This window comes from Vibrio sp. B1REV9 (assembly GCF_905175395.2).
Classification (GTDB): Bacteria; Pseudomonadota; Gammaproteobacteria; order Enterobacterales; family Vibrionaceae; genus Vibrio; species Vibrio alfacsensis.
This window is the reverse complement of record NZ_HG992746.1, coordinates 944,897-971,641: the sequence shown is the minus strand read 5'-3', so window position 1 is coordinate 971,641 and position 26,745 is coordinate 944,897. Positions and strand designations below refer to the sequence as shown.

Sequence of the window (26,745 nt, the reverse complement as noted above, 5' to 3'; positions counted from 1 at the left end):
ATGCTTGGCATGAGGCATGAGTCGATGTGATTAATGTGCCGTATTAAGGATAGGCACAATTTCGTAGCGTAAAATGTCAGCAATGTGAGTGAAATCGTCATTTTTGCGTGCTTCACCGACACGACTGAGCACTTCGAGAACAAAGTGTTTCTGTTCATCGACCTCAAAGAGTTTAGCGATTAACAAAGAGCATTGACTCAGCAAAATATCGCCAGTGATGTGGTCACCATAGGAATAAACGAGCGATGCTTTTAAAAAAAGCGCCTCCAATGGACTAGTTTGCATGTTGATCTCCATCTAATTCATCAAGGTATGACGCGCCAATCACTTTGGCTCCCATTCGACTCATGTTGTAAAAACGAGTGTCTGGGGCGGCGCTGATGAGGTTTTCTACACCAGTGGCAAACATTCGATACGTTGGTGAAGTTTTGATCATTTGACCGTAACCATTTTCGGTGACGGCTGTCATGGTTGAATTATGGTCGTTTGCATCGTTATCCATTGAGGCGTGGATAATTTCACCAGGGAAGCCAAAGTCACAACCAATTAGACGAATGTTTTTTGCCCCTTGAATCAATGTAGTATGGATTAATGGGTGAATGACAGAGCCGTACACATAAGGACGGAATGCCGTTGGTAATACATTGTTGATTCGGTCATAAGTATGATCGGCAGTATGCAAGTAGTATTTTTCACCATGCCACTGGGTCAAATGTCCTAAAGGTAAACGACTTCCCGCGATGAGTATGGTGTTTTGCGCGATATGAAAGGGGATGTAACTTTCAGGGATATTAATATCGATGGCATACACTACATCTGGTTTAATTCCGTTTTCTAATAGGCACTTACATGCGGTAGCCGCAGCGATAAATCGAGGTCGTGATTTTTGATGGTAAATGGTTTTGAGCTCTTCAATGTGATGGGTAAGAGAAGGGCCCGCACCGATACATATCGCGTCGTTGATTTTGTATTGAATAAACGTATCAATCGATGGCATGCGCTTTAATTGCGACAGGTTTTCAGCTTCGCGTTGCAAAAATGCGTCATCATTGTCGAGTTGGTTGCGATGCACGTGTTGCATGGTCAGAGTATTTTCCATACGGAAAAATAGCCATTGGTGCGTGCGTTTAGATATAAACTTATCACCAGTTAAAATGATACAACCACAGTCAGTCAAGCCACGTAATTGTTGTGTAATATTGTCTGAATGCTCATTCACATAGTGAAGAGTTACGCGCGTATCACTAAGCCAAGGATGAGGTACTAGGGAAAGGACTAATTTGGCCAGTTCAAGATTGTACAGATAGACATGGATGGATTGGCACTCTTTATCCTGTATCAGTAATGATTGCACATTACCCATCCCAATACCCCAAACATGGTAATTATTTCCGGATGTGAGACTACGATACTGAAACGCTTCTTCTAGAGGAGCGTAAGCACTAGAAAGTTGCACACCGTTCACTTTGAGCGTTATGTTAGTTTTTTCAACGACTTCGAATTCGAGTTCGTCAAAGCTGGCTTGTTCTAATGCACTGGCAACGATAGGCCAACGTTTACTTATAATATCAAGGTGTTGTTGGTAGATAGGAGTCATCATGTACTGCTCATAAAATGAAAAACCCCACCGCAATGATGGGGTTGTTGAACTCTCTAGATTAACCTAGTAGAGACATTGCCATGCCAGACATCTGCTTGGTTTGGTTTAGCATTGATGTGCCTGCTTGCATCAGCATTTGGTTCTTAGTCATGGTCGCAGACTCTACCGCAAAGTCTGCATCCATGATGCGACCTTTCGCTGCAGAGGTGTTCTCAGACATGTTACCTAGGTTGGTAATAGTGTGCTCTAGACGGTTAATGTTCGCACCCAATTCAGAACGAGCAGTACCGATATTGCCTAAAAGGCCACCGTTACCATCTGTACCAGTTAGCTTATCAAGAGCTGCTTGAGCAGCAGTTGCGGTAGCAAGGCTGCCAATTGCTCCTGCGCTTGCACCAAGAGCTGTATTGATTGCGCCAACAGCCGTTGCTACCGACATGTTAAGTTGATCGCCTTTATTCGTACCGATCTGAATGTTTACGCCAGCAGTCGCCATGAATGCGCCACCCGTTGCTAGCAATGTTTTACCACCGAAGCTGGTTGAGTCCATGATGTTGTGTAGCTCAGCACCCAGTGCTTGGAACTCTTCGTTCATTGCTTTTTTATCTGTCGCAGACGCCGTGTCATTCGATGCTTGTAGTGCAAGGTCTTTCATGCGGTAAACGATGTTGGTCATTTCATCCATCGCGCCTTCAGCGGTTTGCGCCATTGAGATACCGTCTTGTGCGTTACGCATTGCGACAGACATGCCGCGTGTTTGCGCTTCTAGACGGCTTGCGATCTGTAGGCCAGCTGCGTCATCTGCTGCAGAGTTGATGCGGAAACCTGTACTAAGACGCTCCATCGCAGTGTTCATCAGGTTGCTTGTTTTGTTTAGCGTGTTTTGAGTAACAAGCTGTGTGTAGTTAGTGTGCATTGATAAAGCCATCTTAGGACTCCTTGGTAATTTAAGTAACTAGGCTATGGGTTTCCCCTTCACACTAACTAGAGGCGGTCATTCAAGTTTGATGATTAATCTAAAATTTAAAAAATTACCCCAAATAGTCAGAATTGCTTCAATTTAGTGAGATTCATTCCAAAAGTTTAGGTTTTAGCTCTTAACTCTTAATTCTTAACTCATAACTCTTCTCAGGGATAAATCGGCGTGAATTGACAACAAGGCAAGCCAAGATTCGCGTCAATTGGATGGGCTATTCTTCTTCGAATGACTTAAAAGAGAGTGACGTGGGGATATCACTGAAATATCCAAAGTAATGACTTGCACCTAATAATCGATAGCGATTTAACTCGGTTTGACTTGCAACCCGCCCTGCAACCCAAGCATAACGATGATTGCGTAAAAATCGAGCAAGAGGTAATAGGTTTTGCTGTTGCTGCTTATCTTCTAAGGTTGCAGAGAGCTTGAGCATATCTGGCTCAAATTTGGTGATGTGCTCAAAGTGTACCTGAATGGTGGAGAGCTCAAACCACAAAGCATACGCATTCTCTTTTAATTGTTCGGCTAAGGGAAGAACGCGCTCATGTAAGCACAGTATGTCATCCCCTTGGAGGGAAGGGATGACATGCTGGAAGCTTTCTGAATGAAATTGCATCATCTGTTTTAGAAGATGGGCACCTGCTGGCCAAAGGAGAGCGTCGATATGAATAGGAACCACAACATTACTGATCAAATCCGGATGAAATGTTTCCAGTTGAAATTGTGTTTGACGCAGAGCTAAATACAAACTGAATAGATCTAAGCAGTATTGCATGTGTGTCGATAGAGTAAATTGATACACGCTTTGCTCGCCACGAGCACCAAATCGCAAGGTGAGATGCTGAAATTCCACCTCTCCTGTTTTGACTTCGCGAATGGCTTGGCAAGCGTGTTTGATATCGTTGTACTTGAGTGCATTAAAGACAAGTTCATCATCATCTGTTTCGATGTGGGCTTGCGCTAGATCGCAAATATATTTGTACATTGCTTGCTTAGAGATCAAGTTAGCCAAGGTTGCCTACCACGTTGATTTGTTTGTTTTCTGGGATTTCGTTGTATGACAGCACGGCCAACCCTTGTGTAAAGGTGCGTGCGTATCGAGCCAATAGCGGGCGCAGTTGCGGCATCACCAACAAGATGGGAGGTAACCCTTGCTGCTTTAACTGTTGGCGAATGAGTGGCAAGTTTTGCTGGAATTGCCCAAGGATATTCGGTTCGATAGGAAAGCTGTCTAACATGACCGCGCCAGATGCTTGTGCTTGTTGGAGAGAGGTCATCAACATTTGTTCAAGCTCATCTGATAGCGCGTAAACGTTTAGTTCGCTCTTTTGCCCTGCAATCAGATTGACTAAGGTGCGCTTTAAAGCACAGCGAATGTCTGCAGCTAATAAGATCGGGTCCTTGGTGTTCTCCGAAGATTCCAGCATGGTATTCGCGATGGTACGAATGTCTTTTAATGGAACTTGGTCTAACAATAATTGACGGTATACCTTGAGCTGTTGTGCTGGCGTTAATGCCGATGTTAATGCCTCTGACAATTTGGGCGCTTGTTGCGTCAGACGTTGATTCATCGCTTCTACATCGTCATGAGTAAACAGTTCTGCGAGATTCGTTTTCATGATTTTACTGATGTGCGTAGCGATCACGGTACCGTCGTCTACCACTTGGTAGCCCATATTGAGTGCTTTGGCTTTTTCAGTGTGCTCGATCCATACTGCAGGAAGTTGGTAGGCAGGATCACTTCCTAGAATGCCATCAATTTCGCCATAAGTTTCACCGACCGCAATGGCCATGAGACGATCGGGCTCAATAAAGCCTTGCTCAATGATCTCTCCGTTTAGGGAGATAGTGTATTGATTGGGTTTGAGGCTTAGATTGTCACGAATGCGTACTTCAGGCAGTAAAAAACCGACTTGTTCAGATAGGTTGCGTCGAACCCCCCGAATACGTTGCGCTAATGGTGCGCCTTGGTCTTTATTGACAAGATGTACTAAGCGGTAACCGAGCGCGAGCGATAAGGTATGCACATGCGGAATGTCATCCCAAGTCAGTGGAGCTTCTTCTTCCTGCATAGCGTGAGACAAGGTTTCAACTTGCTCGATTTGCGTATCTTGTGTTGGTGTTTTATGTTGGCGCCAACCTGCAAACCCTAATGCTGCTGCGAATGTAAAAAAGGCGAGGTGTGGCATGCCTGGAACCATGCCAATCACCGCCATAATCACGGCGACAGTAAACAGAGTGGCAGGTGTAGCCAATAACTGTTTGCGCATCGTCTCTGACATGCCGTTATCGCTGTCATTAATACGAGTCACAATAATCGCGGCAGCGGTTGCCAATAGTAATGATGGGATTTGTGCGACAAGGCCATCACCAATGGTCAAAAGAGCATAAGTTTTGAAAGCTTCTGAAGCTGGCAATCCGTGCTCAAATACACCAATGCTGACACCACCGATGATGTTGATAAAAAGGATCAACAATCCGGCAATAGCATCGCCCCTTACAAACTTTGAAGCACCGTCCATTGAACCGTGAAAATCCGCTTCATTGGCGACTTCTTTACGGCGAATACGTGCTGTTTCTTGGTCGATGAGACCCGCGTTAAGATCGGCGTCTATCGCCATTTGCTTACCAGGGAGTGCATCTAAGGTGAAACGTGCAGAAACCTCGGAAATACGCTCGCCACCTTTTGTGATCACCACGAAGTTAATGATCATCAAGATGACAAAGACCACCATACCAACGACGTAGTTTCCCCCGATCACTACCTCACCGAATGCTTGAATCACTTTACCTGCGGCATCTCCGCCATTATGTCCCTCAAGTAAAACAATTCGGGTTGATGCAACGTTCAGTGTTAAACGAAGCAGCGTGGCAATCAGCAGAATCGTTGGGAAAATTGAAAAGTCTAATGGGCGTTTAGCCGTCGTGCTCACTAGCAGCACTAAAATGGCAAGTACAATGTTGAATGTAAACAAAGCATCCAGCAGTAATGGTGGCAATGGTAGGATGACCATGGCCAACACCATTAGCAATACGATCGGAATGCCAAGATAGCCTTTTGTGGAGGTTTGAAGTTGCTTTAACCGGGTAAACATACTCTCGAATCCTTGGATAAACGCGGGTTAATCAGTGCTGCAAATGCTTTGGAATAGAAAAATGAGCAAAGGCGTAGGCTTATTCCCACTGCCTTTGCGGAATGCTTTCAATTGCAAAACGTAAGTAAGAATGTGTGCGACCGCGATGTATAGCTGGCTAGGAATAGCTTGCTCTATCGCTGTGGTGTAATAAATGGAGCGAGTCAACGGTGGCAGGTTAATGATCTCGACCTTGTTCTCACGCGCAATACGCTGGATATGCATTGCTGTTTCATCAACGCCTTTTGCGACCACAAAGGGGGCATCAGAAAGCGATGGGTCATACTTAAGTGCAACTGCATAGTGAGTAGGGTTAGTGATCACAACGTCCGCAGATGGCACCATCTTGTCAATTTTTCGACGGGCGAATTGTTGCTGGATTTGGCGAATTCTTTGCTTCACCTCTGGACGACCTTCGTTGTTTTTGAACTCTTCTTTCAGTTCTTGCTTGGTCATTCTTAGCTCTTTTAAGTGCTCCCAATTTTGGTAAGGGATATCGATCGCACCAAACACCAGTAAGGCAACGCCCATGAGAAGAATGCCTTCGAAAAGAGTGGACATAACCATGACAAAGCCTTGGCTCAAAGAGAGTTGCTGCATGCCTAAAAGCGACTGTAAGTTATTGTCTAGATAAGCATACAAAATGGCGAAGATGACGGTCACTTTCACTGTTGATTTGACCAACTCCGCAACAGAGCGTGTCGAGAAAATACGTTTAATGCCGCTAAGCGGATTTAACTTGTTCAACTTTGGTAGAACATTGGCGGGACGGAACATCCACCCTCCGAGTATCATGCTGCTCGCCGATGCACCAATAATGATGACGGCAAACAGTGGCAAAAGCATTTCTATGATGATGCCCAGGCTGTTACCGACCTGTTCTATCGTTTGCAGTGGGTTTTCTAGGTCAGCTTTGGTGAGGGCCATGTTATAGCGAAAAATGCCGGAGATTTGCTCCCACATCGTGTCGAATTGGGCTTGAAAATAAAGCACTACGGCGAGAAAGATAACCGCTGCAGTAAACTCTTTCGCACGCGGTATTTGCCCCTCTTGACGTGCTTTTCTGACTTTCTGAGGAGAGGCTTTTTCGGTTTTGTCCTGTGACGATTGATCGCTCATGCGCCCCCCAGCATAAAGTTGTTCAGGTGGCGAATGGTGTCATGGACTAGGTTTGTATAGCCACTTGGGACACCAGAAATAGAGATAAGCACACTAAAGAGACCAAGCAACATGGTCATAGGAAAACCCAAAGCATATACGTTCAATGAAGGTGCTGCTCGGTTCATAACACCAAAGCTGATATTCGCCAGTAGCATTGAGACAATGGCTGGCAGTGCTAAAGCCAGCGATGAAGCAAACATCCAACCGAAGATATTGATCACCCCTTGCAAAGACATCGATGTGATTCCTGACCCAACAGGCCATACGACAAAGCTTTGAATGACAATATCGATAACAAGCAAATGCCCTTCTAGTGCGAGGAAAAGCAGCGTAGAAAAAATTAGGAACATACGCCCCAAAATGGCAACCGAAAGACCATTAACAGGATCATTCATCATGGCCATACCTAAGCCCATTTGCAGTGATACCGTTTGACCTAACATACTAAAAACATGGAATAGCATGTGAAGAATCAAACCAAACATGAGTCCCCAAATGGCTTGTTCAAAAGCAAGAAACAGTGACGTTAAAGAGAACAACTCGACCGCTGGCATCGTCGGCATGAGTGGGGCAGTAATCACGACAATAGCCAGTGCAAGTAGGCTACGAACCCAAACAGGAATCAGTGCATCGCCAAAAAATGGCATGGAAATAAAAACAGCGCCCACTCGAAAAAATGGCCACCATAGTTGGCCAAGAATAGCGGAGAGCTCTGCAAATGTGATGGCCATTAACCGATCATCCCTGGAATGGCGTGGAATAGGTAATCAAATAGTTCCATGATCTTGCGTAGCATCCAGTGCCCAGCAAAAATGACCATGAGTAGAGTCACCAGCAAGCGAGGAAGAAAACTCAGGGTCTGCTCGTTAATTTGTGTCGCGGCCTGAAAAACCGCAATTGCTAAACCAACAACCAGGCCGGGTAAGACCAACACGGCGACCATGAGGATGATCATCCATACCGCATCAGAAAAAAGCGTAACGGTGAGTTCGGGTGTCATGATGAACTCCTGTTAACCAAAGCTGGCAGAAAGAGTGCCAACTGTCATTGTCCAGCCGTCGACCAAAACAAATATAACGAGCTTAAACGGTAGGGAGATAATCAGAGGCGAGAGCATCATCATACCCATTGCCATCAAGACACTCGCGACGACTAAATCGATGATCAGAAAAGGAATAAATAACATGAACCCGATTTGAAACGCGGTTTTTAATTCACTGATGACAAATGCAGGAAGGACTATCGCAAAAGAAATATCTTCTACATTTTGGTCAAGTGGTTCATTAGCAATCCTAAGCATTTGTTCTAATGAACTTTGATGAGTTTGCGCCAACATGAAGTTTCGAACAGGCTTTTCTGCTACAGAAAATGCCTGCATCAATGTGATTTCACCGTTGTCATAGGGCTGGAAAGCGTTCTCATAGATATCGGTCCAAACCGGGCGCATGATGAGTAGCGTTAACGCCAGTGCAATACCGACTAAAACACGGTTTGGCGGGCTTTGCTGTAAACCAAGTGCCTGACGCAATATGGCTAATACTACGATGATACGAGTGAAGCTGGTGGCCATCAAAATGAACGCGGGAAGAAAGCCAAGCGCCGTCATAAGAAGTAAGATTTGCAGTTTGACACTGTATTCTTGCTGACTGCTGCCATCAGTCACAGACAAAATAGTTAAACCGTTTTCTGATGCTACGCTAGGAAACGCAAATAGAAATAACGCTAGGCTAAACAGCATTAATGGTCTGCTGATAAAGCGTGGCGTTACAGGTGCGAAAAATTTCATTGTGATGCCCATCAAGGTCTATCTACCTACACCACTTAATGCAGAATCAAGAACATCAATCAAACGAAGACCGTATTTGTCGTTGATGACGACCACTTCAGCATGACCCATTAGTGACCCGTTGACTTTCACATCGAGAGGCTCACCGTTGAGTTTATCAAGTTCAATCACCGAACCTTCGCCAGCTTTCATTAAGTCTCCGAGAGCGATCTCTTTACTTGCTACTTCCAACGTCACCGTGACCGGAATGCTTTTAAAAAAGCTTAGATCTCGTTCAACAGATGTCTGTGTCTGGAATGACGATTCGGTTGAGAAGTCTTCTAATTGAAAATCATCAAAGTTCAAATCATCGGCATCGAATGCCGTTGGTTGTTGGGCTTCACTCATCGTTGCGATTCCTTATCTGAATTAATAATCAAAACTAATTGGCCGTCTTGGTCTGCAACCCGACCGGTAAACAAAGATTGGTTTCCAATACTGATAGGAACGGTATTGAGAAGATCAATGGGTAAAATGTCGTTGGCTTTTAGGTTAATAACCTCACTTAGAGCCATTTGCTTTTTACTGAGAACAGCATTGACTCGAACAGGGGTTGATTCCAACGAACGACAAAAAGGTTGGTAAAGATCCACATCAGTTTGAAGCTCAAGCTGCTCAATCAGTGTTTGAATGAAGAAACTATCGAGTTTGATGTGAAAAGTACCTTGGAATTCATCAAATGAGATCGAAAGTTCTGCGTGCAGTCCAATACCTTGAGGAGCCTCATACTCACATGTACACCACATGTTCTTTGGAGCAAGCCAGTTGGTAATAATTTGCCCAACTCTTTCTTGTAAGCGAAGATCGCTCGCACTCAATTTGGTCGACGAGCGCTCCATACTGGCACCATAGAAGCGATCTGCAAGTTTGATAAGTACACGAGCATCACCATGGAGAAACACTTTGCCTTGTTCTAAATGTTGATATGTGGAAGTGAATTCTTTGTCCATCAAATTTGGTTCGAACCGATGCAGGTCAACAGAATGTAATTTTGCTTCAATCTTGTTGGTGCTTAACCAATTTTGCAGCTCGTTGCTAAGGTAAATACAAGATTCTGAAATCAAACTTTCGAGTCTTTCACGAATGATATGAATAGGTTTGCCTAATAATTCAACATCAAGTGTTTTGATGCCGTAAATAGGCTCTTTGACTCTGCTTTCCATTTATATTTTACCGTGCTCTAACAATCGAAGTTGTTTTAACTTAATGGCTCGTAGTCTACACAGAGTTCTTTAATAACCTTTAGTTTCAACTTTAAATAATGTGACTTTAGTTCATATGTTGATTTATCAAGAGGTCGATGCTCTTTTCATGAAAAATAAAAAGAGTTAGCTTTGCGGCATAAATTAGAAAATAAAAATTAGCTCAAAATTTAAACCGGACCATAAAAGTGATTGAATTGTGGTCAATTTTTAATGTGATGCGATGCAATCCTTATTTGGTCATGCATTTTATTCAGAAATTGTCGAAAGTAGACAGATAACAATTTTTGTATGTTTATTGGCCTGAATCGTTTTTTGAACAGGGAATCGATATGATTAACTATGCCTTTTACCGTATGACAATGGCATATTTGATTAAGCACTCTAAGTCAGAGCTGTGTAAAAAATACTTAATTGATTGTTGCGTTAGATTAACGAGTGTATTTATTTGTTTTATTTTTTTTACAAGTTCTAAATTATCTCTGGCAAATGAGTTTGTCACCATTCCTATGGATCTTTCTACTTGGGAATATAAGTCCAATCATCTCGAATGTAATTTATTTCACATGGAAACTTCCTATGGGAAGTTTTATTTCCGCGCTGAGCCAAATGAAAAAATTTCTTTTGTTGCGGATGTTCAATATGACGATAACAAATGGAATAGAGCTTCACTTCAAAGCCAAAGTGCACCATGGAACAACGTAGTCGCGACCAAGCACTACGATTCACAACAGCTTTCTGGTTTGGAACAGCGATTCGAATTCCAATCAGGCATAGATGCCCTTTTAGATGATGTGTCATCGGGCAGTTGGGTTACAGTGTCACTAGGTGGAAGCGTCCCTTCCTCTCTTGCCGGTATCACATTGCCCACCATAAAAACGCAATCAGCGCTATCTGAGTTCAACGCTTGTCGAGAGCGTTTACCTAAGCTGTCTTTTTCTCAAGCTCGTGACGTGGTCATTCCATTTCAGTTTGGGCAAAAAAGGCTAGATGCTTCTCATATGGCAACGTTAGGAGCGTTATACAGTTATGTTTCTGTGGATCCTCGGGTAACAAAAATTCTGATTGATGGCCATACAGATAATGTGGGCTCGGATGTCTCCAACTTGGTTGTTTCTCGTCAGCGAGCAGAACAAGTTAAACAGGTCCTTATTCGTAAAGGTGTCGATGAGCAAATGATCGAAGTGAGGGGGCATGGTGCCCGTTACCCGATTGCCAGTAATGATACCAACGAGGGACAGGCTCGAAATCGTCGCGTGACGATTAGGCTTGTGAGAGATGACGAACGCATCGTCGCTAAATTGAATAACGAAATGAAACAAGACATACAGCAAAACAAGGTTAAGGTTCAATGATGACAAAAACGGATATTTTGCTGGTAGAGCCAAATGAAAATCTTGCTCGACCAGTTCTGGATGTGTTGGAAAGTGCAGGCTATTGCGCTCGACACTCTCGCACTGGGAGAACGGCTTTGCTCGGAGAAAGTGCAAGCATTACGTTAGTCAGTTCGACCTTACCCGACATGGGTGTCCGTGAATTTGTTGCTTGCCATCAAAAGAGAACAAATTCGGGGATCGTCATTGCTATTGTGGATCAAGATCAGGGCATTCTTGCCGCTGAGACCATGAAATCAGGCGCGACGGATTATCTGTTACGCCCATTTGAGTCAAACCAATTATTGAATTTACTTAAGCGTGTTGAAGCATTAGGTAAGCCTCTCGCCAATATTGTGGCGGAATCCTGGCGTAGCAAACAAGTGCTTCAGCTTGCTCATCGTGCAGCATGCACGAGTGCGAGTGTGTTGATTACAGGGGAATCAGGAACAGGTAAAGAAGTATTAGCTCGCTATGTACACGAGCACTCCTCTCGCCTCAATGGTCCTTTTATTGCTGTGAACTGCGCGGCAATCCCTGAATCCATGCTCGAAGCGGTATTATTCGGTCATGTTAAAGGCGCGTTTACCGGTGCTACGGGCTCACAAAGCGGTAAATTTGAAGAGGCAAATGGTGGCACGATTTTACTTGATGAAATTGGTGAAATGTCTCCAGCGGTGCAAGCTAAGTTGCTGCGAGTATTGCAAGAGCGCGAAGTCGAGCGTGTTGGTAGCCACAAAGCCATTCAATTAGATATTCGAGTGATTGCAGCAACAAACAAAGACTTACGAGAAGAAGTCCAGAAAGGTCTGTTCCGTGAAGACCTTTATTACCGTCTTGATGTTCTGCCGCTGCATTGGCCTCCGTTACGTGAACGTAGAGAAGACATTCTACCTATCAGTCATTTCTTTATTGAAAAATATCAAGAAAGCAGTCGATGCCGACTGTCTCAAGATGCGATTTCCGCTCTTAGCCAATACCACTGGCCAGGGAATATTCGAGAGTTAGAGAATGTGATTCAACGTGCTCTCGTCATGCGACATGGTGATTACATCACTGCACAAGACTTGATGCTTCCTGTTGAGATGTCATCTCCGGTTACCGAACCTGAATTTTCCTCAAGCTTTAATCATGTAGAAGCGAAGAAACAAGCGGAATTTCAATTTGTGTTAGATAAGTTACGTCAGTTTGGTGGCAATCGGACTAAAACGGCAAACGCTTTAGGGGTCTCGACCCGAGCATTACGCTATAAACTTGCAGCCATGCGTGAGCACGGTATCGACTTACAGTTGGCACTAGGCTCAGCTGCCTAAAAGGAGAATATGAATGAACAATCAACCTATAAATGCAGCTTCAGCAGAGCAACTCATGCTATCGAAAATGGAGGCAATGCGAACGCAAACTCAGTTGCCAGACTTTGTCGTGAGTCCAAATCCTATTGACAACCAAGCTTTGAATGCACCGTTGTCTTTTTCTCAAGCGATGACCAGTGTTTTGGATACGGTTAACCAGCACCAATCTATTGCAAGCCAAAAAATGACGGCGGTAGAGACAGGAAAAAGTGATGATTTGGTTGGCGCAATGGTGGCTAGCCAAAAGGCCAGTCTCTCTTTTAATGCTTTGATGCAGGTGCGCAATAAAGTCGTTAGTTCTTTTGAAGATATTATGAAGATGCCGGTGTAACCCATGTCAGATCTTACTCCTCAAGTTGCCGGAGCAGCGACCATGTCTGCCGGAACGACACACAAAGTAGCTTCATCTAAAGGGATGGAGGAGCTCAATCACAAGATAAAACAGCTTTGGTCGAGCAGCCAGCGCAACTTAGTATTGTCAGCGGTATTAGCCGCCATTGTGGCAGCCATTATTGTGGTGGCACTCTGGAGTTCCTCTCAAAGCTATCGCCCTCTCTATAGCCAGCAAGAGCGCTTTGACATTGGTGAGATTATCTCCGTGCTTGAAAGTGAGGGTATTGGCTATCGAATGCAGGAACAAAATGGCCAAGTGCTGGTTCCTGAGGGTGAGGTTGCGCGTATTCGTATGCTTTTGGCAGCCAAAGGCGTGAAAGCCAAATTGCCAACGGGGTTAGATTCTCTTAAAGAAGACAGTTCATTGGGTACGAGTCAGTTTATGGAAACCGCTCGTTACCGGCATGGCTTAGAGGGAGAGTTAGTACGCACTATCATGTCATTGAACGCTGTGGCAAATGCGCGCGTCCACCTTGCCATTCCACGTCAAACACTATTTGTTCGTCAAAATAGTGAAAATCCATCGGCTTCAGTGATGTTAGAACTTAAACCCGGTGAAGATTTAAAGCCAGAACAAGTGGAAGCGATCATTAACTTGGTGGTAGGTAGTGTTACCGCAATGAAGCCGGAATTTGTATCTGTTATTGATCAATATGGTCGATTATTGAGTGCTGATGTGGCGTCATTAGAAGCGGGTAAGGTGAACGCAAAGTATCTCGAATATCAAAAGAACGTAGAGAAGCAGATCATTCAGCGCGCAGCAGACATGCTGACTCCAATTGTCGGTCCGAGTAACTTCAGAGTGCAAGTCGCTGCAGACATGAACTTTAGCCAGGTAGAAGAGACTCAAGAAATTCTAGATAGCACACCTGTCGTTCGAAATGAACATACCATCCAAAATAGTTCGATTGACCAAATAGCACTAGGTATTCCAGGTTCTCTCAGTAATCAGCCTCCTGTTACTGGTGAAGAGGCAGATAACGACTCGCAAAATACCAATGCTCGATCAGAGGTGAATCGTCAATATGCGGTGGGCAGTAGTGTCCGTCGGACTCAATACCAGCAAGGACAAATTGAAAAGTTAAGCGTATCTGTATTGCTTAACTCGCAAGCATCTCCTGATGGTGTTGCGTGGAGCGAAGCTGATAAAGCACAGATTTCGACCATGATCATGGATGCCGTGGGCCTCACAGCAGCAAGAGGTGATAGCTTGAGTTTGATGAGCTTTAACTTTACACCTATCGAAATTGATGCACCACCTGCTTTGCCTTGGTGGCAAGACCCGACGGTTCAGCAACCTTTGCGTTATGTTATCGGTGGCTTGTTGGGACTGGCAATGATCATGTTTGTGCTTCGTCCTCTTATTATGCACTTAACTGGGGCGGATAAGCGTCCATCTGAGCTTGAGTTGCTGAGCCATCAGATGAACCAATCTACGATAATTTACAAACACGAGAAGAGCGGGAACATGAAGAATCGCTCAACCGTCGCTTGTCCGAAAAAGGCATTGTCTGGTCATCAGGTTTGGATGTGAACAGCGACATGTTGCCACCTCCGGGCTCTCCTCTAGAAATTCAACTTAAACACCTACAGCTTATCGCCAATGAAGAGCCAGAGCGTGTAGCCGAGATATTGAAACAATGGGTAAACATCAATGAACACAGCACAGTCGACATCAAAACAGGCGCTTAGTCATGTAGAACAAACTGCGCTAGTGTTGCTCGGAATGGGTGAGGATGCTGCGGCAAAAGTGTTGCAGCATTTCAGCCGAGATGAAACACAGCGCGTTACGCGTGCAATGGCTAAATTGAATGGCATTAAGAGTGACTCTGCACGTAATGTCATTCAGCACTTCTTTGAAGATTTTAGTGAACACAGTGGCATTCGCGGTGCGTCGAAAGAATACCTTGCCAACACGTTGCGTAAAGCACTAGGTAATGATTTGGCGAAAGGTCTGCTCAACAACTTATACGGCGATGAAATTCGCAATAATATGCAGCGCTTACAGTGGGTGGATGCGGAAATACTTGCTCGTTTTATTGTGAATGAGCACCCGCAGATGCAAGCGATATTCTTAGCTTATCTTCCTGCGGATAGTTCTTCTTCGGTTCTAAAGCACCTTCCACAGGATTACCACGATGAGATTCTGTTTCGCATTGCGAGGCTGCAAGATATTGATCAACAAGTCGCGAACGATTTGCATGACTTGGTAGAACGCTGCATTGAGAAAGTGTCTGTGAGTCAAAGTGTTCCACTATCAGGAGTTAAGCAAGCGGCAGACATCATCAACCGTTTTGAGGGTGACCGCGCTTCGTTAATGGAAATGTTGAAACTTCATGATGCTGACGTAGTGAGCGAAATTGAACAAAATATGTTTGATTTCATGGTGCTCGGTCGCCAACGCGAAGAAACGATGGATATTCTGGTTCAGCAAATTCCTCTAGAGCTTTGGTCGGTGGCTTTAAAAGGCGCGGAAATCACGCTTCAGCAAGCCATTAAGCGTTCAATGCCTCAACGTATGTCTAAAGCATTAGAAGACGACATGGAGTTGCGCGGCGCAGTTCCGCTGAGTCGTGTTCATCGTGCACGCAATGAGGTCATGCAGATGGCGCGTGAACTCGATGAAGCAGGTGAGATCCAACTTGTTCTTTATGAAGAGAAAACGGTGGAATAACCTATGACTGAGAGAAATAATACCATCATGCGCTTACCACCTAGTGGTTATCGCTTGCATCGCTTTCCACCTTTAGCGAAACCAGTCAGCTATGAGAGTGATGTTTCCATAGAGCATTCAAGTTGGCAGGAGTCACAAGTTGACATTCAGCAACAACTTGAAGCTGGTTTTCAGCAAGGGCTTCAGCAAGGTCATGAAGAAGGTTTGCGTCAAGGCGTCGAGCAAGGTAAGCAGCAAGGTCTCTTAGATGGGCAAAAAGAGGGGTTCCAAAAAGGATTTATCTCTGGCGAACAATCAGGTAAACAAAGTTTTTTGGAGGCAGTGAAACCGGTCAATGAGCTGTTTCATGCGCTTTCTCAATGGCAGAGTGAGAAAGAACAACAACAACGCCATATGATTTGTGAGTTAGTTCAGAAAGTTGCTCAGCAAGTGATTCGTGCAGAACTGACACTGATGCCTCAACAGATACTGGCTCTCGTTGATGAAACATTATCGGCGATGCCAGGGAAATCAGAAACCGTCACAGTACATTTGAATCCACAAGACTTAGAACGAATCATGCAAATCAATGCCGATTTACCGTTGTCTTGGAAACTGGTTGCTAACAACGAACTGCCTGTGGGTGGGTGCCAACTCGTCACGGATGATGCAGAAGCTGACGCAAGCTGTGATTCTCGTCTTCAAGCCTGCATGGATAATGTGAAACAACATTTGCTTGATGAAGTGGCACAGCCACCAGTAGAGCTAGAAAATGAGTAGTGCCTTTAGCCACGATCTGCTCAATGAGCGTTTGAGTGATGCAATCGCGTCTCTGGATTCTATCCCTGTCGCACGAGTGACAGGGCGGCTAATTAAGGTCAATGGTTTGATGCTTCAAGCCGTTGGGTGTCGATTTAAATTGGAGCAGCGCTGTTTGGTTGAAACGGCGGAGGGCGACATGATTGAAGCCCAAGTTGTCGGTTTTGAGCACACTGTCGCTTACTTAATGCCAATTCGTCGTCTCGGGGGACTATTTGCAGGCGCAAAAGTGATTCCCTTAGAGGGAGACAGCACCGTTCAACTCAGCTCACAATGGCTAGGCCGTGTGGTTAATGGATTAGGTGAGCCTTTTGATGATGGCGCACCGTTGAAAGGGGGAGATCGCGTATCTCTTGAACCAAAGCCGATTAATCCACTCAAACGTAGACCCGTCGACACACCACTGAATGTGGGTGTTCGTGCGATAAATGGCCTACTTACAGTAGGTAAAGGTCAACGCATTGGTCTTATGGCTGGCAGTGGTGTAGGTAAGAGTGTGTTAATGGGGATGATCACTCAGAATACAGAAGCTGACGTTATTGTGGTTGGTCTCATAGGAGAGCGAGGACGAGAAGTTCGTGAGTTTATTGAGCGCAACCTCACACCAGAATCACGCCAGAAAGCGGTAATTATTGCAGCACCTGCGGATGAATCACCTTTAATGCGTTTGCGCGCCACTTTGTTGTGTCATCGAGTGGCGGAGTATTTTCGCGATCAAGGCAAAGATGTCTTGCTGTTAATGGACTCGCTGACTCGATATGCCATGGCGCAACGAGAAATCGCGCTGTCACTGGGTGAGCCCCCGGCATCTCGCGGCTATCCGCCATCGGTATTCAGCATTCTTCCTCAGTTACTAGAGCGGGCCGGAAATAGTGAAAATCCATTTGGTAGTTTAACGGCAATTTATACCGTGCTAGCTGAGGGGGATGATCAACAAGATCCGGTAGTGGATTCCGCTCGAGCGATTCTTGATGGTCACGTGGTGCTCTCGCGTCAATTGGCCGAGCAGGGACATTACCCTGCAATTGATATCAACGCGTCTATTAGTCGTTGTATGAGTGCCTGCACAAATGAGGCTCACAGCACAATCGCCAATCAATTCCGTCAACTGTATTCCAATTATCTTCAAGTAAAAGAACTACTGCCTTTAGGTGGGTATCAACCAGGGCAAGATCCAGAGTTGGATCGCGCGGTATCCATGTACCCTCAGTTACGCGGTTATCTACAGCAATCAGTTAATGAATCGGTAGATTACTCGGCGAGTTTAACGTCGCTCGCACAGATGTTTCAAAACGGATAGGCAAGACAAAACAGATAGGTAAGACAAAACAGATAGTAGTTAACGTTGATAAAACGTTGGGAAAGATTAAATAGAGGAGTGCGACAAATGGATGGAAAGCTAAAAGCGGTCGGCAAGTTGCAGCAATTGGAAGAAAAGCGCCGTGACCGAATCGGTCAGCAGCTTGATGTGATGCGACAGAGGCACGCCCATTTGTCTGACCAGTTGAGTCAGTTATCTGCTCTTAAAGCTCATACAGAACAATCTGTGCTATTAAGGCCTAGCCTCAATAGCGCAACGTTAATGAACCTCAACAGTGTCGATCAAATGTTACAAAAAATGCTGCACCATCAAGAGCAAGAGCAGGCAGTGATGCACGCTGAGTGTGTATCTATGCAAAAAGTACTCGCCAGCAAACATGCTCGAGTGCAGGGGTTAGAAAACGTATTGGAACGTTGGCGAAAAAAACAGAGTTATGAGAAAGCCAAAAAAGAACAAAGGCTCATTGAAGACATCATTAACTCACGTTTTAAGCGAAAAGCTATATAAGCGAACCCCGTTATAAACAAAACCCCATGTAAATTAAAAGGCTCATAAGCTTGATAAATCTTATAAGCTTTATCAGCGCCATTTTCTTCTTAAACCCACCAGGGCACCAAGAGCGAGCGTTAACCAACCGAGGCTGCCGCCACCGCTACTACCACTGTTGCTCGATCCGGAGTTTGGGGGATTACCACTTCCAGTATTTAATTCTGGTTCGTAAAGTGTTGTTTTTACGGGGCTAGCACCAGAATCACCTACGCTGTGATAATCTTCTGTAGCCGCAAGAGAGGCATCATAGCTGGTTTTTATGCCGTTGCTCGTGACTGCTTCAATCCACGATGTATAGTTTAAGATTTCAGTAAACACGCTTGGTATCGAGGGTGAATCACATACCGAAGAGCCATAGCTGGTTAGGCCAATTTGCTGGTACTCACCATTGTCATCTTGATAAGTGAGTGGGCCTCCAGAATCCCCTTGGCAAATCCCAGTATACGCACGGCCCTCAAATCCATTCGCACACAAGGTTTCTTGTGAGTGGTAGCCATTAACAAGAGATGAACATTGCGCATCAGACAGAGGCTGAATTTCAGCCCAACGTAGAAAGTCTGGCCCTGATTGGTTATTGCTTGAAGTCAACCCAAGGCCGAATATCTGATACGTAGTCTGATCACTGTAATCGCCAAAATCTTGCGGAAGAGTAATGGATTGAACGTTATCGGTGATTGGGTAGGAGAGCTCAATCAGTGCGATATCATTAATCCAAAGATCATTTTGGACATATTGAGGATGAATGGTAATAGTTCGAACATCTTTGAACTCATCAATAAAGACATCAGCGGTTGATGGATTTTTTACAAGGACGCGAAGATTATCAATTGTCCAACCGTCGGTGTATACCTCAGACTCGACACAATGGGCTGCGGTCATAATATAGCGGTCGTTGACGATGGAACCACCACAAAGATTCACATATTGACTTGTTCCTGGGCGGTACAAGATCACACGTGCATAGAACGGTATCTGATTGGTTGTCGTTGGTTGTCCTCCCACAATAAATGCTGAAATATCAGGCGCATTTGTGGAGGTTGGGCTTGCCCATCCTATCATTGGCGCAAGCAGGCAAGCGCTACTTAATAGAGTTCGATACGAATTCATATAAACGTCCTTGTTAATCCATTTGCAACTTTACACTCGTTACATTAATAACCCATACCAATCTTTTTAACAAAAACAATCTTCTAGCGTGTATGTTTATTGCGACGTGTTCACTCAAGTGCTTATTTAAGTTTACACAACTGGTACAATTTAGTGAGAAAATTTCGAGTTCGTGTCCGTCTTGTAAACTAAGGTTTAGGCCAGGGTTCGGCCTTTAACGTATGTAAAATCACAAAATACCGGGACTTGCGTATACAATAATCAAAGATGCGCACCAAGAGAGTTAACGATGAAATTTAAGGTAGACACCCACACTCATACGTATGCCAGTGGTCATGCATACAGTACGTTGATTGAAAATGCCAAGTTGGCCAAAGAAAACGGCTTAGATATGTTCTGTACCACCGACCACGCGGAATCTATGCCAGGTGCCCCTCATTACTGGTTTTTCTCAAATCAGAAAATTCTGCCTCGCTTTTTAGATGGGGTAGCGATTATTCGCGGCGTGGAATCAAACATTCTCAATACAGAGGGAGATATTGATATACCGCCTAGTGTTGATCTCAACCTTGATTGGGTAATTGCCAGTTTCCACGAACCTGTATTTCGTCCTGCTAATAGTCCTGCCCATACAGAAGCGCTAATCAATGTGATCAAAAGTGGCCGTGTTGATGCGCTTGGACATCTAGGAAACCCAAATTTTGACTTTGATTTTGAAGCCGTATTAATGTGCGCCAAGCAGCACAATGTCGCGATTGAAATCAATAACACGACATTAAAAGGGAACAGTCGTGTTGGTAGTGTGGATCGTTGCTATGAAATCGCGAGAATTGGTAAGCAACTTGGGGTTTACTTCACGACAGGCAGTGACGCGCACTTTTGTCATGATGTTGGTAATCTGAGTTTAGTCAGTGAGTTAATGGATAAAGTAGGCGTTGATAGCAATAAAGTAATCACTCACTCTACGAACCAATTTTTGTCATTTCTTGAACTAAGAGGTCGTGAACCCATTGTAGAATATGACGAGATTCGCAACGCATAAACTTAATTACATTTTTGGTTATGGACTTGTTAAAGGTTTGTTTTACACTGCGTGTCAATACTGATTGATTTGGATATTGGTATTTACCTAAGTATTTTAAGATAGCTTAGGTATAAGAAGCCGACTCAGAATTCGGCATAACATGGAGAAGTAAAGATGTTACGTCCTCTAGTGCTTGGGTGCATAATCGCGTTAGGCTCTACACACGCAATGGCAGAAGCCGTCGATTTAAAACAGAACATGAAGCAAATGAAGATGGATTTCAAACAGGCGGCGGAAGCGTCTGATGTGGAAACCATGAAATCCGCCATTGATAGTTTGCAAGCGATTGTCGAGCAATCGAAACGTGGAAATTACCCACCAGAAAAGTTCGACTTATATCTAGAGGGCTTTAATAAGTTAACGGCGACTCTCGATGAAATTGAAGCCGACCTTGACGCGGGGAACTTGCAAGAAGCACAGCAACAACTGCGTGAAATTGATAGTCTGCGCGAAGAGTATCACGATAAACGTAATCCAAGCATTTGGAGCAAGCTGTTTGGCTAAAGATGAATACTAAAACCCGCAAACCTGCGGGTTTATTTTTATTAGACTATATACCTTTTGACACTAAGTGCTCATTAACGAAGTCGATAAATACCCGCAAGCGAGCAGGCATGTATTTGGTTTGGGCGTATTGCATTGCAATCGCGCCATGGTAGTTACTTTTGATCATCCAGTCAGCCAGCACTTCGACCACTTCTCCACGTTTTAACGCATCTTTAATCACAAAGTTATGGAAGATGCCAATCCCCAACCCAGCTTTCACCCCATTCAGACGCATTTGCGAGTGGTTGACGGCATAGCGACCACGAACAGCGATAGAATAAAATGCTTCGTCTTTAAAAAAAGACCAAATGTTATCCCTGTCGTTTTCAGCAAGGTAAATGCAGTCGTGTTGCTCTAGCTGTGTTGGATGTTCGGGTATGCCATTTTTGACAAGATAGTCAGGCGATGCGCACAGTACAAGGTTCGTCTTACTGATTTCTTTAACGACCAGGTTTTCATCGGGTTTGTCGGTAAGTTTGAATGCGACATCGATACCCTCGCGAAACAGGTCAATCTCGCCATCAGCAGCGCGCAACTTGAGCTGAATGTTAGGATAGCGCTGTAGAAAAGGCAGCACAAAGGGTTGTAATACCGAGTTAAGAAAGGCCTCTGGAGCGGCAACCGTGAGAGCACCAGTAGGTTCTGTATGATCTTCAGCCGACAGCTCGACGGCTTGTTGAGCCGAATTCACCATCGCGACGCTTTGATCATAGACTTTTTGTCCTGCTTGAGTGATGAGCAGTTTGCGCGTAGTGCGTTCAAACAACTTAACAGAGAGCGCTTTTTCTAGCCGTGTGATCAGCTTACTTAAAGCCGATGGAGTCACGCCCAGCTTTTTAGCTGCCGCAGTAAAGCTGCCTTCATTCACCACTAAGATAAATGAAGCGAGATCAGGAAGTAGGGCGATGAGTTTTGGGCTAACCATAAAATGTTCAGTCTTTTTAGCGTAATCAATGTATTGTCTGGCACGAGGTAGATTGGCGCAAGTGTGCTTCTCTCGCTTTAGCGATATTTTGTAAGAAACGCCTCTAAAATGGGCAAACCAGACTTGCCAGAGTGGTATTGTTTTAAGCACTGATAGATGGCAGTTTCGTGTTCTGCAATGATCTGAAATGCAGTGTTTTCTGAATTTGAGTTCGGATCGAGATCGGCGAACTCTTGCGCATTCTTATTCCACTCACGATATTTGATTTCATATGGTTCAACCCAAGACTGCAGTGTGCTGATGAGATCATCCCACGGCAACTCAATCCACTTCTCTGCATCAAGACGTCCTTTTTCTTGCATCTCCTTATTCCGGCTTTCAACATCTATGTCATGCATGATTAAGACTGGTTTTAGCTTTTCTGCCGTCAGTATTTCTACATCTATTAGAGTTTGCCATAACTCGGTTTGCTGGGTGTGTGAGTGGCGTTTTAAGTACTGATTGAAGAAAGCGATGCCATAGATTTCGCCATAATAGGCAGACAATATGTGATGAATCATGGTGAGCGTCGTCATGGAAACAGGATGTGATGCATTTTAGGAAAGATGGAAACTCAGCGCAAATCGTAGAGGTGAAGTAAATTGCTTGGAAATTGTGAGAATTTTATGAGAATTCGATGAAGTCGCTGATAGATTTGCTCGCCATTCTTAGAGACACGAACACGAAATGAGTCCAAGTCATGAGGTAACGGCTTATGTGCTTTGGCTCAATTGACACTCTCATTAAAGGATGGAATCACAATGAAAAAACGCACTCAACTCGGATTTGTCATGTCGGCAGCGGCTTTGGCTTTTGGTTCTGCATCAGTGAATGCTGCGGAGCTAGAAATTACGGTTACTAACGCAACCAAAGGCATTTATTTTACCCCTCTCATTGTCGCCACTCATGACTCTGACTTACACATGTTCAGAACGGGAGAGTCCGCCACGCCAGAACTTGAAGCTATGGCTGAGGGCGGCGATATTTCAGGCCTTGCAAGTTTGATTGGTAATGCTGGAGGTGTCGTTGTTGAAAACCCAGCTGGTGGCATTTTAGCCCCTGGCTCAGCAACTACGTTTATGATGAACAGTGGTGATCATGGCTATCTGTCCCTTAGTGCGATGCTGCTTCCGACTAACGATGGCTTTGTTGGTCTTGATAGCTGGAAAATTCCAACTGAAGCGGGGACTTATAAAGCTACTTTAAGAAGTTATGATGCAGGGACTGAAGCGAATGATGAGTTGGCATCAAGCATGCCAAACCCTCCGTTTATAACCTTTGGCAGTGGTGGCTCCGGAGTTGAAACTTCCGTAACGAATGACAAAGTGCACGTGCATCCAGGCAATTTAGGCGATAGTGACTTGGCTGGTGGCATAAGCGATCTCGACAACAGAAGTCATCGTTGGCTAAACCCTGTGGCAACGATCACCATTGTTGTGAAATAAGGAGAGCGCTATGAAAGTCAGAATCTTACTTGTTGCCGCCTCTGTGGGTATTCTTGCTGGGTGTCCTAGCGATGACGATGATAGTACCGTGATGAAATCGTACCGATATACGGTGAATGTGTCTAACTTAACAGCGAATCAACCTTTGTCTCCGCTTGCAGTGCTGGCTCACAACGAGGACTACTATTTGTTTCGCGTTGGCCAGGCTGCATCGGTTGAGTTAGAACACTTAGCTGAGGGCGGAAGCAATACGGAATTAATTGCATTGATGGACAGTTATAACAGCGTTCACCAAGGGGTATCAGGGAATGGATTGGTGCTGCCCGGCGAATCTGACCAAGTGACGATTACGGTTGATTCAAGCCGCTACGGTTACCTCTCTGTTGCTTCTATGTTCGTTAACACCAATGACGCTTTTGTGGGCAAGACCGGTTTACCACTTAAATCTCTTGCCGTTGGCGAAAGTTATGAGATGAACATGAATGTGTGGGATTCCGGAACCGAACGCAATGATGAAATGGCGAGTACGATACCGGGGCCTGCTGGTGGTGGCGAGGGCTTCAATGCTACTCGAGATGATGACAGTAACAGGGTTGCATTTCATGCTGGTGTGATTAGCCAAGACGATGGATTAGCGAACTCAGCGTTATCTGCAAACCATCGTTTTTTGAACCCGGGTGCGAAAGTGGTTATTACGCGAGTCGAATAGCGATTTGAATTGAACATACTGAAAGAAATCATGGACTGTTCCGGTCATGTGCAGAGAGATGAGACTCCGACGCAGGGACAGTACCATGGAACAGCAAGTAATCCATTTAGTTGCGACAATTTTGCTCGTAGAAGACGATGACGATTTGGCCGAACTGGTTCAAATGCACCTTAAATTTCAAGGGCACGAAGTGTATCGGGTAAACAGCGTCTCGGATGCAAAAGTACAATATTCGCAACAACATTTTGATTTGTTGATTCTTGATCGAGGTTTGCCTGATGGGGACGGGCTCGATATTTGTCATGAATTACGTCGTCGGCAAGATTGGATACCAGTGCTGGTTTTGACAGCGAGGGATGGTGAACTGGATAAAGTGGATGGATTGGAAGCGGGGGTCGATGATTACATTACTAAGCCGTTCAGCGTATTAGAGTTTCAAGCAAGAGTAAGAAACGTACTTCGACGAGTGAGCCAAACACTCGACGTTAAACATGATGTTAGCCCTGTGCATGATTCTATGAACTTTGGCGTGTTGACCATCATTCCTGCACTGCATCAAGTGTCAATCAATGACAAGGATGTCAGTCTTACCGCTACGGAATTTTCTCTGTTGCAGTTTCTCGCGACATGCCCCGGTAGAGTCTACAGTAAAGACGAATTGCTCGATCATGTATGGGAGACCTCTCATTCTGGTTATCACCATACGGTATGTAGTACCATTAATCGCTTACGCAGCAAATTATCTTTGTCTGACTCAGGGCATCATTTTATACAAACGGTGTGGGGAGTAGGGTATAAGTTTCAACCGCAGCATTAGTTTTTGTTCTTCATTTTTTGCTGTTTAAGGAGGCGATAGGATGAGCTTCAAATCACGTTTGGTGGTGTTTACGTGCTTATGGTTTAGCTTAGCAACAGTGGTCATTGCCCTTACTTATAATTGGCAGAAAGAAACCATTGAGCAGCGTACAAAGCAAAGCTTGCACAAGGATTTGGCAAGTCATATGCGCGATGACAATCCCTTGATGATTGGTACGGATTACAACCCGAAAGCACTTAAATCCATCTTTCATACGTTGATGCTTATTGGCCCTGATTTTGAAATCTATTTTCTTGATAGCCAAGGAAACATTACAACCCACGCAGCCCCGGACGGAACGGAGATCATGGGAGCTGTCGATCTCAAGCCAATTCAGCAATTTTTAAGCAATGATCCATTCCCAATTTTGGGTGAAGATCCACGCAATCGAGGCGAGCACAAAGTGTTCTCCGTTGCAGCGATTAAGGAGTTCGGTTCGACGGTGGGTTATTTGTATGTCGTTATTGGTAGCGCGCGTCATACTGCGATTGCCAATGCTCAAGTGGATACCCCTTATCTTGCCCTTGCCGGCTTGGTATTAATCTCGATACTTGGCTTTGCCTTAGGGGCCTATATGTTAGTCAAACGCAGTTTACTCGATCCGATTGAACGGGTGACAAATCAACTCCAGCAACAGGCAGAGCAAGATTTTAGACTGCGTCCGGATTTTACTCGCCAAGTGCCAGAATTAGTGCCCATTGCGCATTCTTATCAGTTAATGGCAAAGTACATTCAGCAGCAGTTTTTACAGCTGGAGTATCACTCTTCTCATCGTCGACAAAGCTTATTGCAACTGAGCCATGATCTAAAAACACCGCTATCTAGTGTGCTTGGCTATTTAGAAACGTGGCGTTTACAGCACCCGAAATCAGATCCATTGATTGATGTAGCTTTCCGCAACTGTGAGAAGCTTTCAATTCAATTACACTCATTGCTAGATATGGCGCGCAAAGAAGCACCTACGCCAAATTATCAATATTGTCCGGTCGATCTTAGCCGCCTTATTTCTGAGTGCGCAGAGACAATGCACAGCCAGTTTGTACGCAAAGGGGTAGCACTGAGAATCGATGTCGATCCATATGTTCAAACGGTAGGGGATAAAAGTTTACTTGAGAGGTTGATACTGAATTTGTTGGAAAATGCACTGCGTCATAGCCCCACAAGATCTGAAGTGTATGGCCAAGTTCAATTGAATGAAGACAAATCTCGCATTCATTTTGTTTTCATCAATAACATAGAAAAAGATGCGCCGAGCGGAGCGTTAGGCATTGGAACGAAAATTGTTCAATCAATCTTAATGCTGCACCATAGTTATTTAGAAACTCATGCAACTGCAAGCCAGTATCAGCAGAAGTTTAGCTTGCGGGCTGTCTAGGTAGGCCAGTTACACTATTTGAAGAATGACTCTTGTATGTTATTTGACCGTGTTTATTGTCTAATCTAAAATCGAAGCTAGTGCCTGTATGTGCCAGAGCAATATTAGTATTTACAAAATAAATACTAATGTTGCTTAATTATATTATGAACGACATGGTGTCATTTTATTTTATGAATTTGGTTGTTTATGTGTGCACTTTTAAGTTGTCGTTTATATCACCAAGTATTATAAAAATTTGGAACTAAAGTCACTTTATTGCGGTAGAAAAATCTACCCTATTGTTCGAGTCGGTAATATT

The 26,745-nt window shown here is 44.5% G+C and carries 26 protein-coding genes and 2 pseudogenes; 14 read left to right on the top strand and 14 right to left on the bottom strand.

Annotated elements, in window-relative coordinates; genetic code table 11:
- Positions 1–30: 30 nt before the first annotated feature.
- The 11 genes and pseudogenes from KHN78_RS18395 to KHN78_RS18345 all read right to left on the bottom strand — a co-directional run bounded on the left by KHN78_RS18395 (position 31) and on the right by KHN78_RS18345 (position 9,859).
- The gene (locus KHN78_RS18395) at positions 31–285 is read right to left on the bottom strand and encodes a hypothetical protein (RefSeq protein WP_211917947.1); all 255 of its coding nucleotides are present in this window, start codon (positions 283–285) and stop codon (positions 31–33) included.
- A complete protein-coding gene (locus KHN78_RS18390; RefSeq protein WP_223917792.1) occupies positions 275–1,600 on the bottom strand; it encodes a 6-hydroxymethylpterin diphosphokinase MptE-like protein in 1,326 nt (441 codons plus the stop codon). The genes KHN78_RS18395 and KHN78_RS18390 overlap by 11 nt, the downstream gene beginning before the upstream one ends.
- Positions 1,601–1,658: 58 nt before the next feature.
- Positions 1,659–2,528, bottom strand: coding sequence for a lateral flagellin LafA (gene lafA, locus KHN78_RS18385; protein WP_211917945.1), 870 nt, complete (start codon positions 2,526–2,528; stop codon positions 1,659–1,661).
- A gap of 262 nt (positions 2,529–2,790) precedes the next feature.
- A complete protein-coding gene (locus tag KHN78_RS18380; RefSeq protein WP_223917791.1) occupies positions 2,791–3,588 on the bottom strand; it encodes a diguanylate phosphodiesterase in 798 nt (265 codons plus the stop codon).
- Positions 3,581–5,671, bottom strand: coding sequence for a flagellar biosynthesis protein FlhA (gene flhA, locus KHN78_RS18375; protein ID WP_211917943.1), 2,091 nt, complete (start codon positions 5,669–5,671; stop codon positions 3,581–3,583). Before flhA ends, KHN78_RS18380 begins: the two co-directional genes overlap by 8 nt.
- Before the next feature lie 31 nt (positions 5,672–5,702).
- A pseudogene (gene flhB, locus KHN78_RS18370) lies at positions 5,703–6,829 on the bottom strand (flagellar biosynthesis protein FlhB).
- The gene (fliR, locus tag KHN78_RS18365; RefSeq protein WP_211917941.1) at positions 6,826–7,602 is read right to left on the bottom strand and encodes a flagellar biosynthetic protein FliR; all 777 of its coding nucleotides are present in this window, start codon (positions 7,600–7,602) and stop codon (positions 6,826–6,828) included. Before fliR ends, flhB begins: the two are co-directional and overlap by 4 nt.
- Positions 7,602–7,871 carry a flagellar biosynthesis protein FliQ gene (gene fliQ / locus KHN78_RS18360; protein ID WP_128812590.1) on the bottom strand — a complete coding sequence of 90 codons (270 nt, stop codon included), beginning with the start codon at positions 7,869–7,871 and terminating at the stop codon, positions 7,602–7,604. The genes fliR and fliQ overlap by 1 nt, the downstream gene beginning before the upstream one ends.
- 12 nt (positions 7,872–7,883) lie before the next feature.
- Positions 7,884–8,609, bottom strand: a complete 726-nt coding sequence (gene fliP, locus KHN78_RS18355) for a flagellar type III secretion system pore protein FliP (protein WP_211918919.1) — start codon at positions 8,607–8,609, stop codon at positions 7,884–7,886.
- A gap of 66 nt (positions 8,610–8,675) precedes the next feature.
- On the bottom strand, positions 8,676–9,044 hold the full coding sequence (gene fliN, locus KHN78_RS18350; RefSeq protein WP_211917939.1) for a flagellar motor switch protein FliN: 369 nt from the start codon (positions 9,042–9,044) through the stop codon (positions 8,676–8,678).
- Positions 9,041–9,859: a FliM/FliN family flagellar motor switch protein gene (locus KHN78_RS18345; RefSeq protein ID WP_211917937.1), complete on the bottom strand. Its 819-nt coding sequence runs from the start codon at positions 9,857–9,859 to the stop codon at positions 9,041–9,043. Before KHN78_RS18345 ends, fliN begins: the two co-directional genes overlap by 4 nt.
- 605 nt (positions 9,860–10,464) lie before the next feature.
- On the opposite strand from KHN78_RS18345, the gene KHN78_RS18340 reads away from it, so the two are divergent.
- The 8 genes and pseudogenes from KHN78_RS18340 to fliJ all read left to right on the top strand — a co-directional run bounded on the left by KHN78_RS18340 (position 10,465) and on the right by fliJ (position 18,316).
- Entirely contained in the window at positions 10,465–11,253 is a 789-nt protein-coding gene (locus KHN78_RS18340) for an OmpA family protein (protein WP_317984250.1), read from the top strand.
- Positions 11,253–12,584 (top strand): sigma-54-dependent transcriptional regulator, encoded by a 1,332-nt coding sequence (locus KHN78_RS18335; RefSeq protein WP_211918916.1) that lies wholly within the window; start codon positions 11,253–11,255, stop codon positions 12,582–12,584. The genes KHN78_RS18340 and KHN78_RS18335 overlap by 1 nt, the downstream gene beginning before the upstream one ends.
- A gap of 13 nt (positions 12,585–12,597) precedes the next feature.
- Positions 12,598–12,954: a flagellar hook-basal body complex protein FliE gene (fliE, locus tag KHN78_RS18330; protein WP_211917933.1), complete on the top strand. Its 357-nt coding sequence runs from the start codon at positions 12,598–12,600 to the stop codon at positions 12,952–12,954.
- 3 nt (positions 12,955–12,957) lie between these two features.
- Positions 12,958–14,708, top strand: a pseudogene (gene fliF, locus KHN78_RS18325) (flagellar basal-body MS-ring/collar protein FliF).
- Positions 14,671–15,690: a flagellar motor switch protein FliG gene (locus KHN78_RS18320; protein ID WP_211917931.1), complete on the top strand. Its 1,020-nt coding sequence runs from the start codon at positions 14,671–14,673 to the stop codon at positions 15,688–15,690. The pseudogene fliF and the gene KHN78_RS18320 overlap by 38 nt, the downstream one beginning before the upstream one ends.
- Before the next feature lie 27 nt (positions 15,691–15,717).
- Positions 15,718–16,449, top strand: coding sequence for a flagellar assembly protein FliH (gene fliH / locus KHN78_RS18315; protein ID WP_411912360.1), 732 nt, complete (start codon positions 15,718–15,720; stop codon positions 16,447–16,449).
- A complete protein-coding gene (gene fliI / locus KHN78_RS18310; protein WP_128812599.1) occupies positions 16,442–17,788 on the top strand; it encodes a flagellar protein export ATPase FliI in 1,347 nt (448 codons plus the stop codon). Before fliH ends, fliI begins: the two co-directional genes overlap by 8 nt.
- An 87-nt stretch (positions 17,789–17,875) precedes the next feature.
- Entirely contained in the window at positions 17,876–18,316 is a 441-nt protein-coding gene (gene fliJ / locus KHN78_RS18305) for a flagellar export protein FliJ (protein WP_211917927.1), read from the top strand.
- Positions 18,317–18,388: 72 nt separating this feature from the next.
- Here fliJ and KHN78_RS18300 read toward each other — a convergent pair whose 3' ends face one another.
- Complete coding sequence (locus tag KHN78_RS18300; RefSeq protein WP_211917925.1) at positions 18,389–19,465, bottom strand: S1 family peptidase; 1,077 nt, start codon at positions 19,463–19,465, stop codon at positions 18,389–18,391.
- A 289-nt stretch (positions 19,466–19,754) separates the two neighbouring features.
- Here KHN78_RS18300 and KHN78_RS18295 point away from each other — a divergent pair, with 289 nt between their 5' ends.
- Both KHN78_RS18295 and KHN78_RS18290 read left to right on the top strand, forming a co-directional pair.
- Positions 19,755–20,507, top strand: coding sequence for a phosphatase (locus KHN78_RS18295; RefSeq protein ID WP_211917923.1), 753 nt, complete (start codon positions 19,755–19,757; stop codon positions 20,505–20,507).
- Positions 20,508–20,663: 156 nt separating this feature from the next.
- Positions 20,664–21,053, top strand: coding sequence for a cytochrome b562 (locus KHN78_RS18290; RefSeq protein WP_211917921.1), 390 nt, complete (start codon positions 20,664–20,666; stop codon positions 21,051–21,053).
- A gap of 46 nt (positions 21,054–21,099) precedes the next feature.
- Here KHN78_RS18290 and KHN78_RS18285 read toward each other — a convergent pair whose 3' ends face one another.
- Together KHN78_RS18285 and KHN78_RS18280 are read right to left on the bottom strand one after the other, a co-directional pair.
- Positions 21,100–22,020: a LysR family transcriptional regulator gene (locus KHN78_RS18285; RefSeq protein WP_211917919.1), complete on the bottom strand. Its 921-nt coding sequence runs from the start codon at positions 22,018–22,020 to the stop codon at positions 21,100–21,102.
- Between the two features lie 77 nt (positions 22,021–22,097).
- Entirely contained in the window at positions 22,098–22,580 is a 483-nt protein-coding gene (locus KHN78_RS18280) for a hypothetical protein (RefSeq protein WP_211917917.1), read from the bottom strand.
- Between the two features lie 240 nt (positions 22,581–22,820).
- On the opposite strand from KHN78_RS18280, the gene KHN78_RS18275 reads away from it, so the two are divergent.
- The 4 genes from KHN78_RS18275 (at position 22,821) to KHN78_RS18260 (ending at position 26,444) form a co-directional block, all read left to right on the top strand.
- Complete coding sequence (locus KHN78_RS18275; RefSeq protein ID WP_211917915.1) at positions 22,821–23,504, top strand: spondin domain-containing protein; 684 nt, start codon at positions 22,821–22,823, stop codon at positions 23,502–23,504.
- Positions 23,505–23,514: 10 nt separating this feature from the next.
- Entirely contained in the window at positions 23,515–24,213 is a 699-nt protein-coding gene (locus KHN78_RS18270) for a spondin domain-containing protein (RefSeq protein ID WP_211917913.1), read from the top strand.
- An 85-nt stretch (positions 24,214–24,298) separates the two neighbouring features.
- The gene (locus KHN78_RS18265) at positions 24,299–25,030 is read left to right on the top strand and encodes a response regulator transcription factor (RefSeq protein WP_211917911.1); all 732 of its coding nucleotides are present in this window, start codon (positions 24,299–24,301) and stop codon (positions 25,028–25,030) included.
- 40 nt (positions 25,031–25,070) lie between these two features.
- Positions 25,071–26,444 (top strand): sensor histidine kinase, encoded by a 1,374-nt coding sequence (locus tag KHN78_RS18260; RefSeq protein WP_211917909.1) that lies wholly within the window; start codon positions 25,071–25,073, stop codon positions 26,442–26,444.
- The last annotated feature ends 301 nt before the right edge of the window (positions 26,445–26,745 follow it).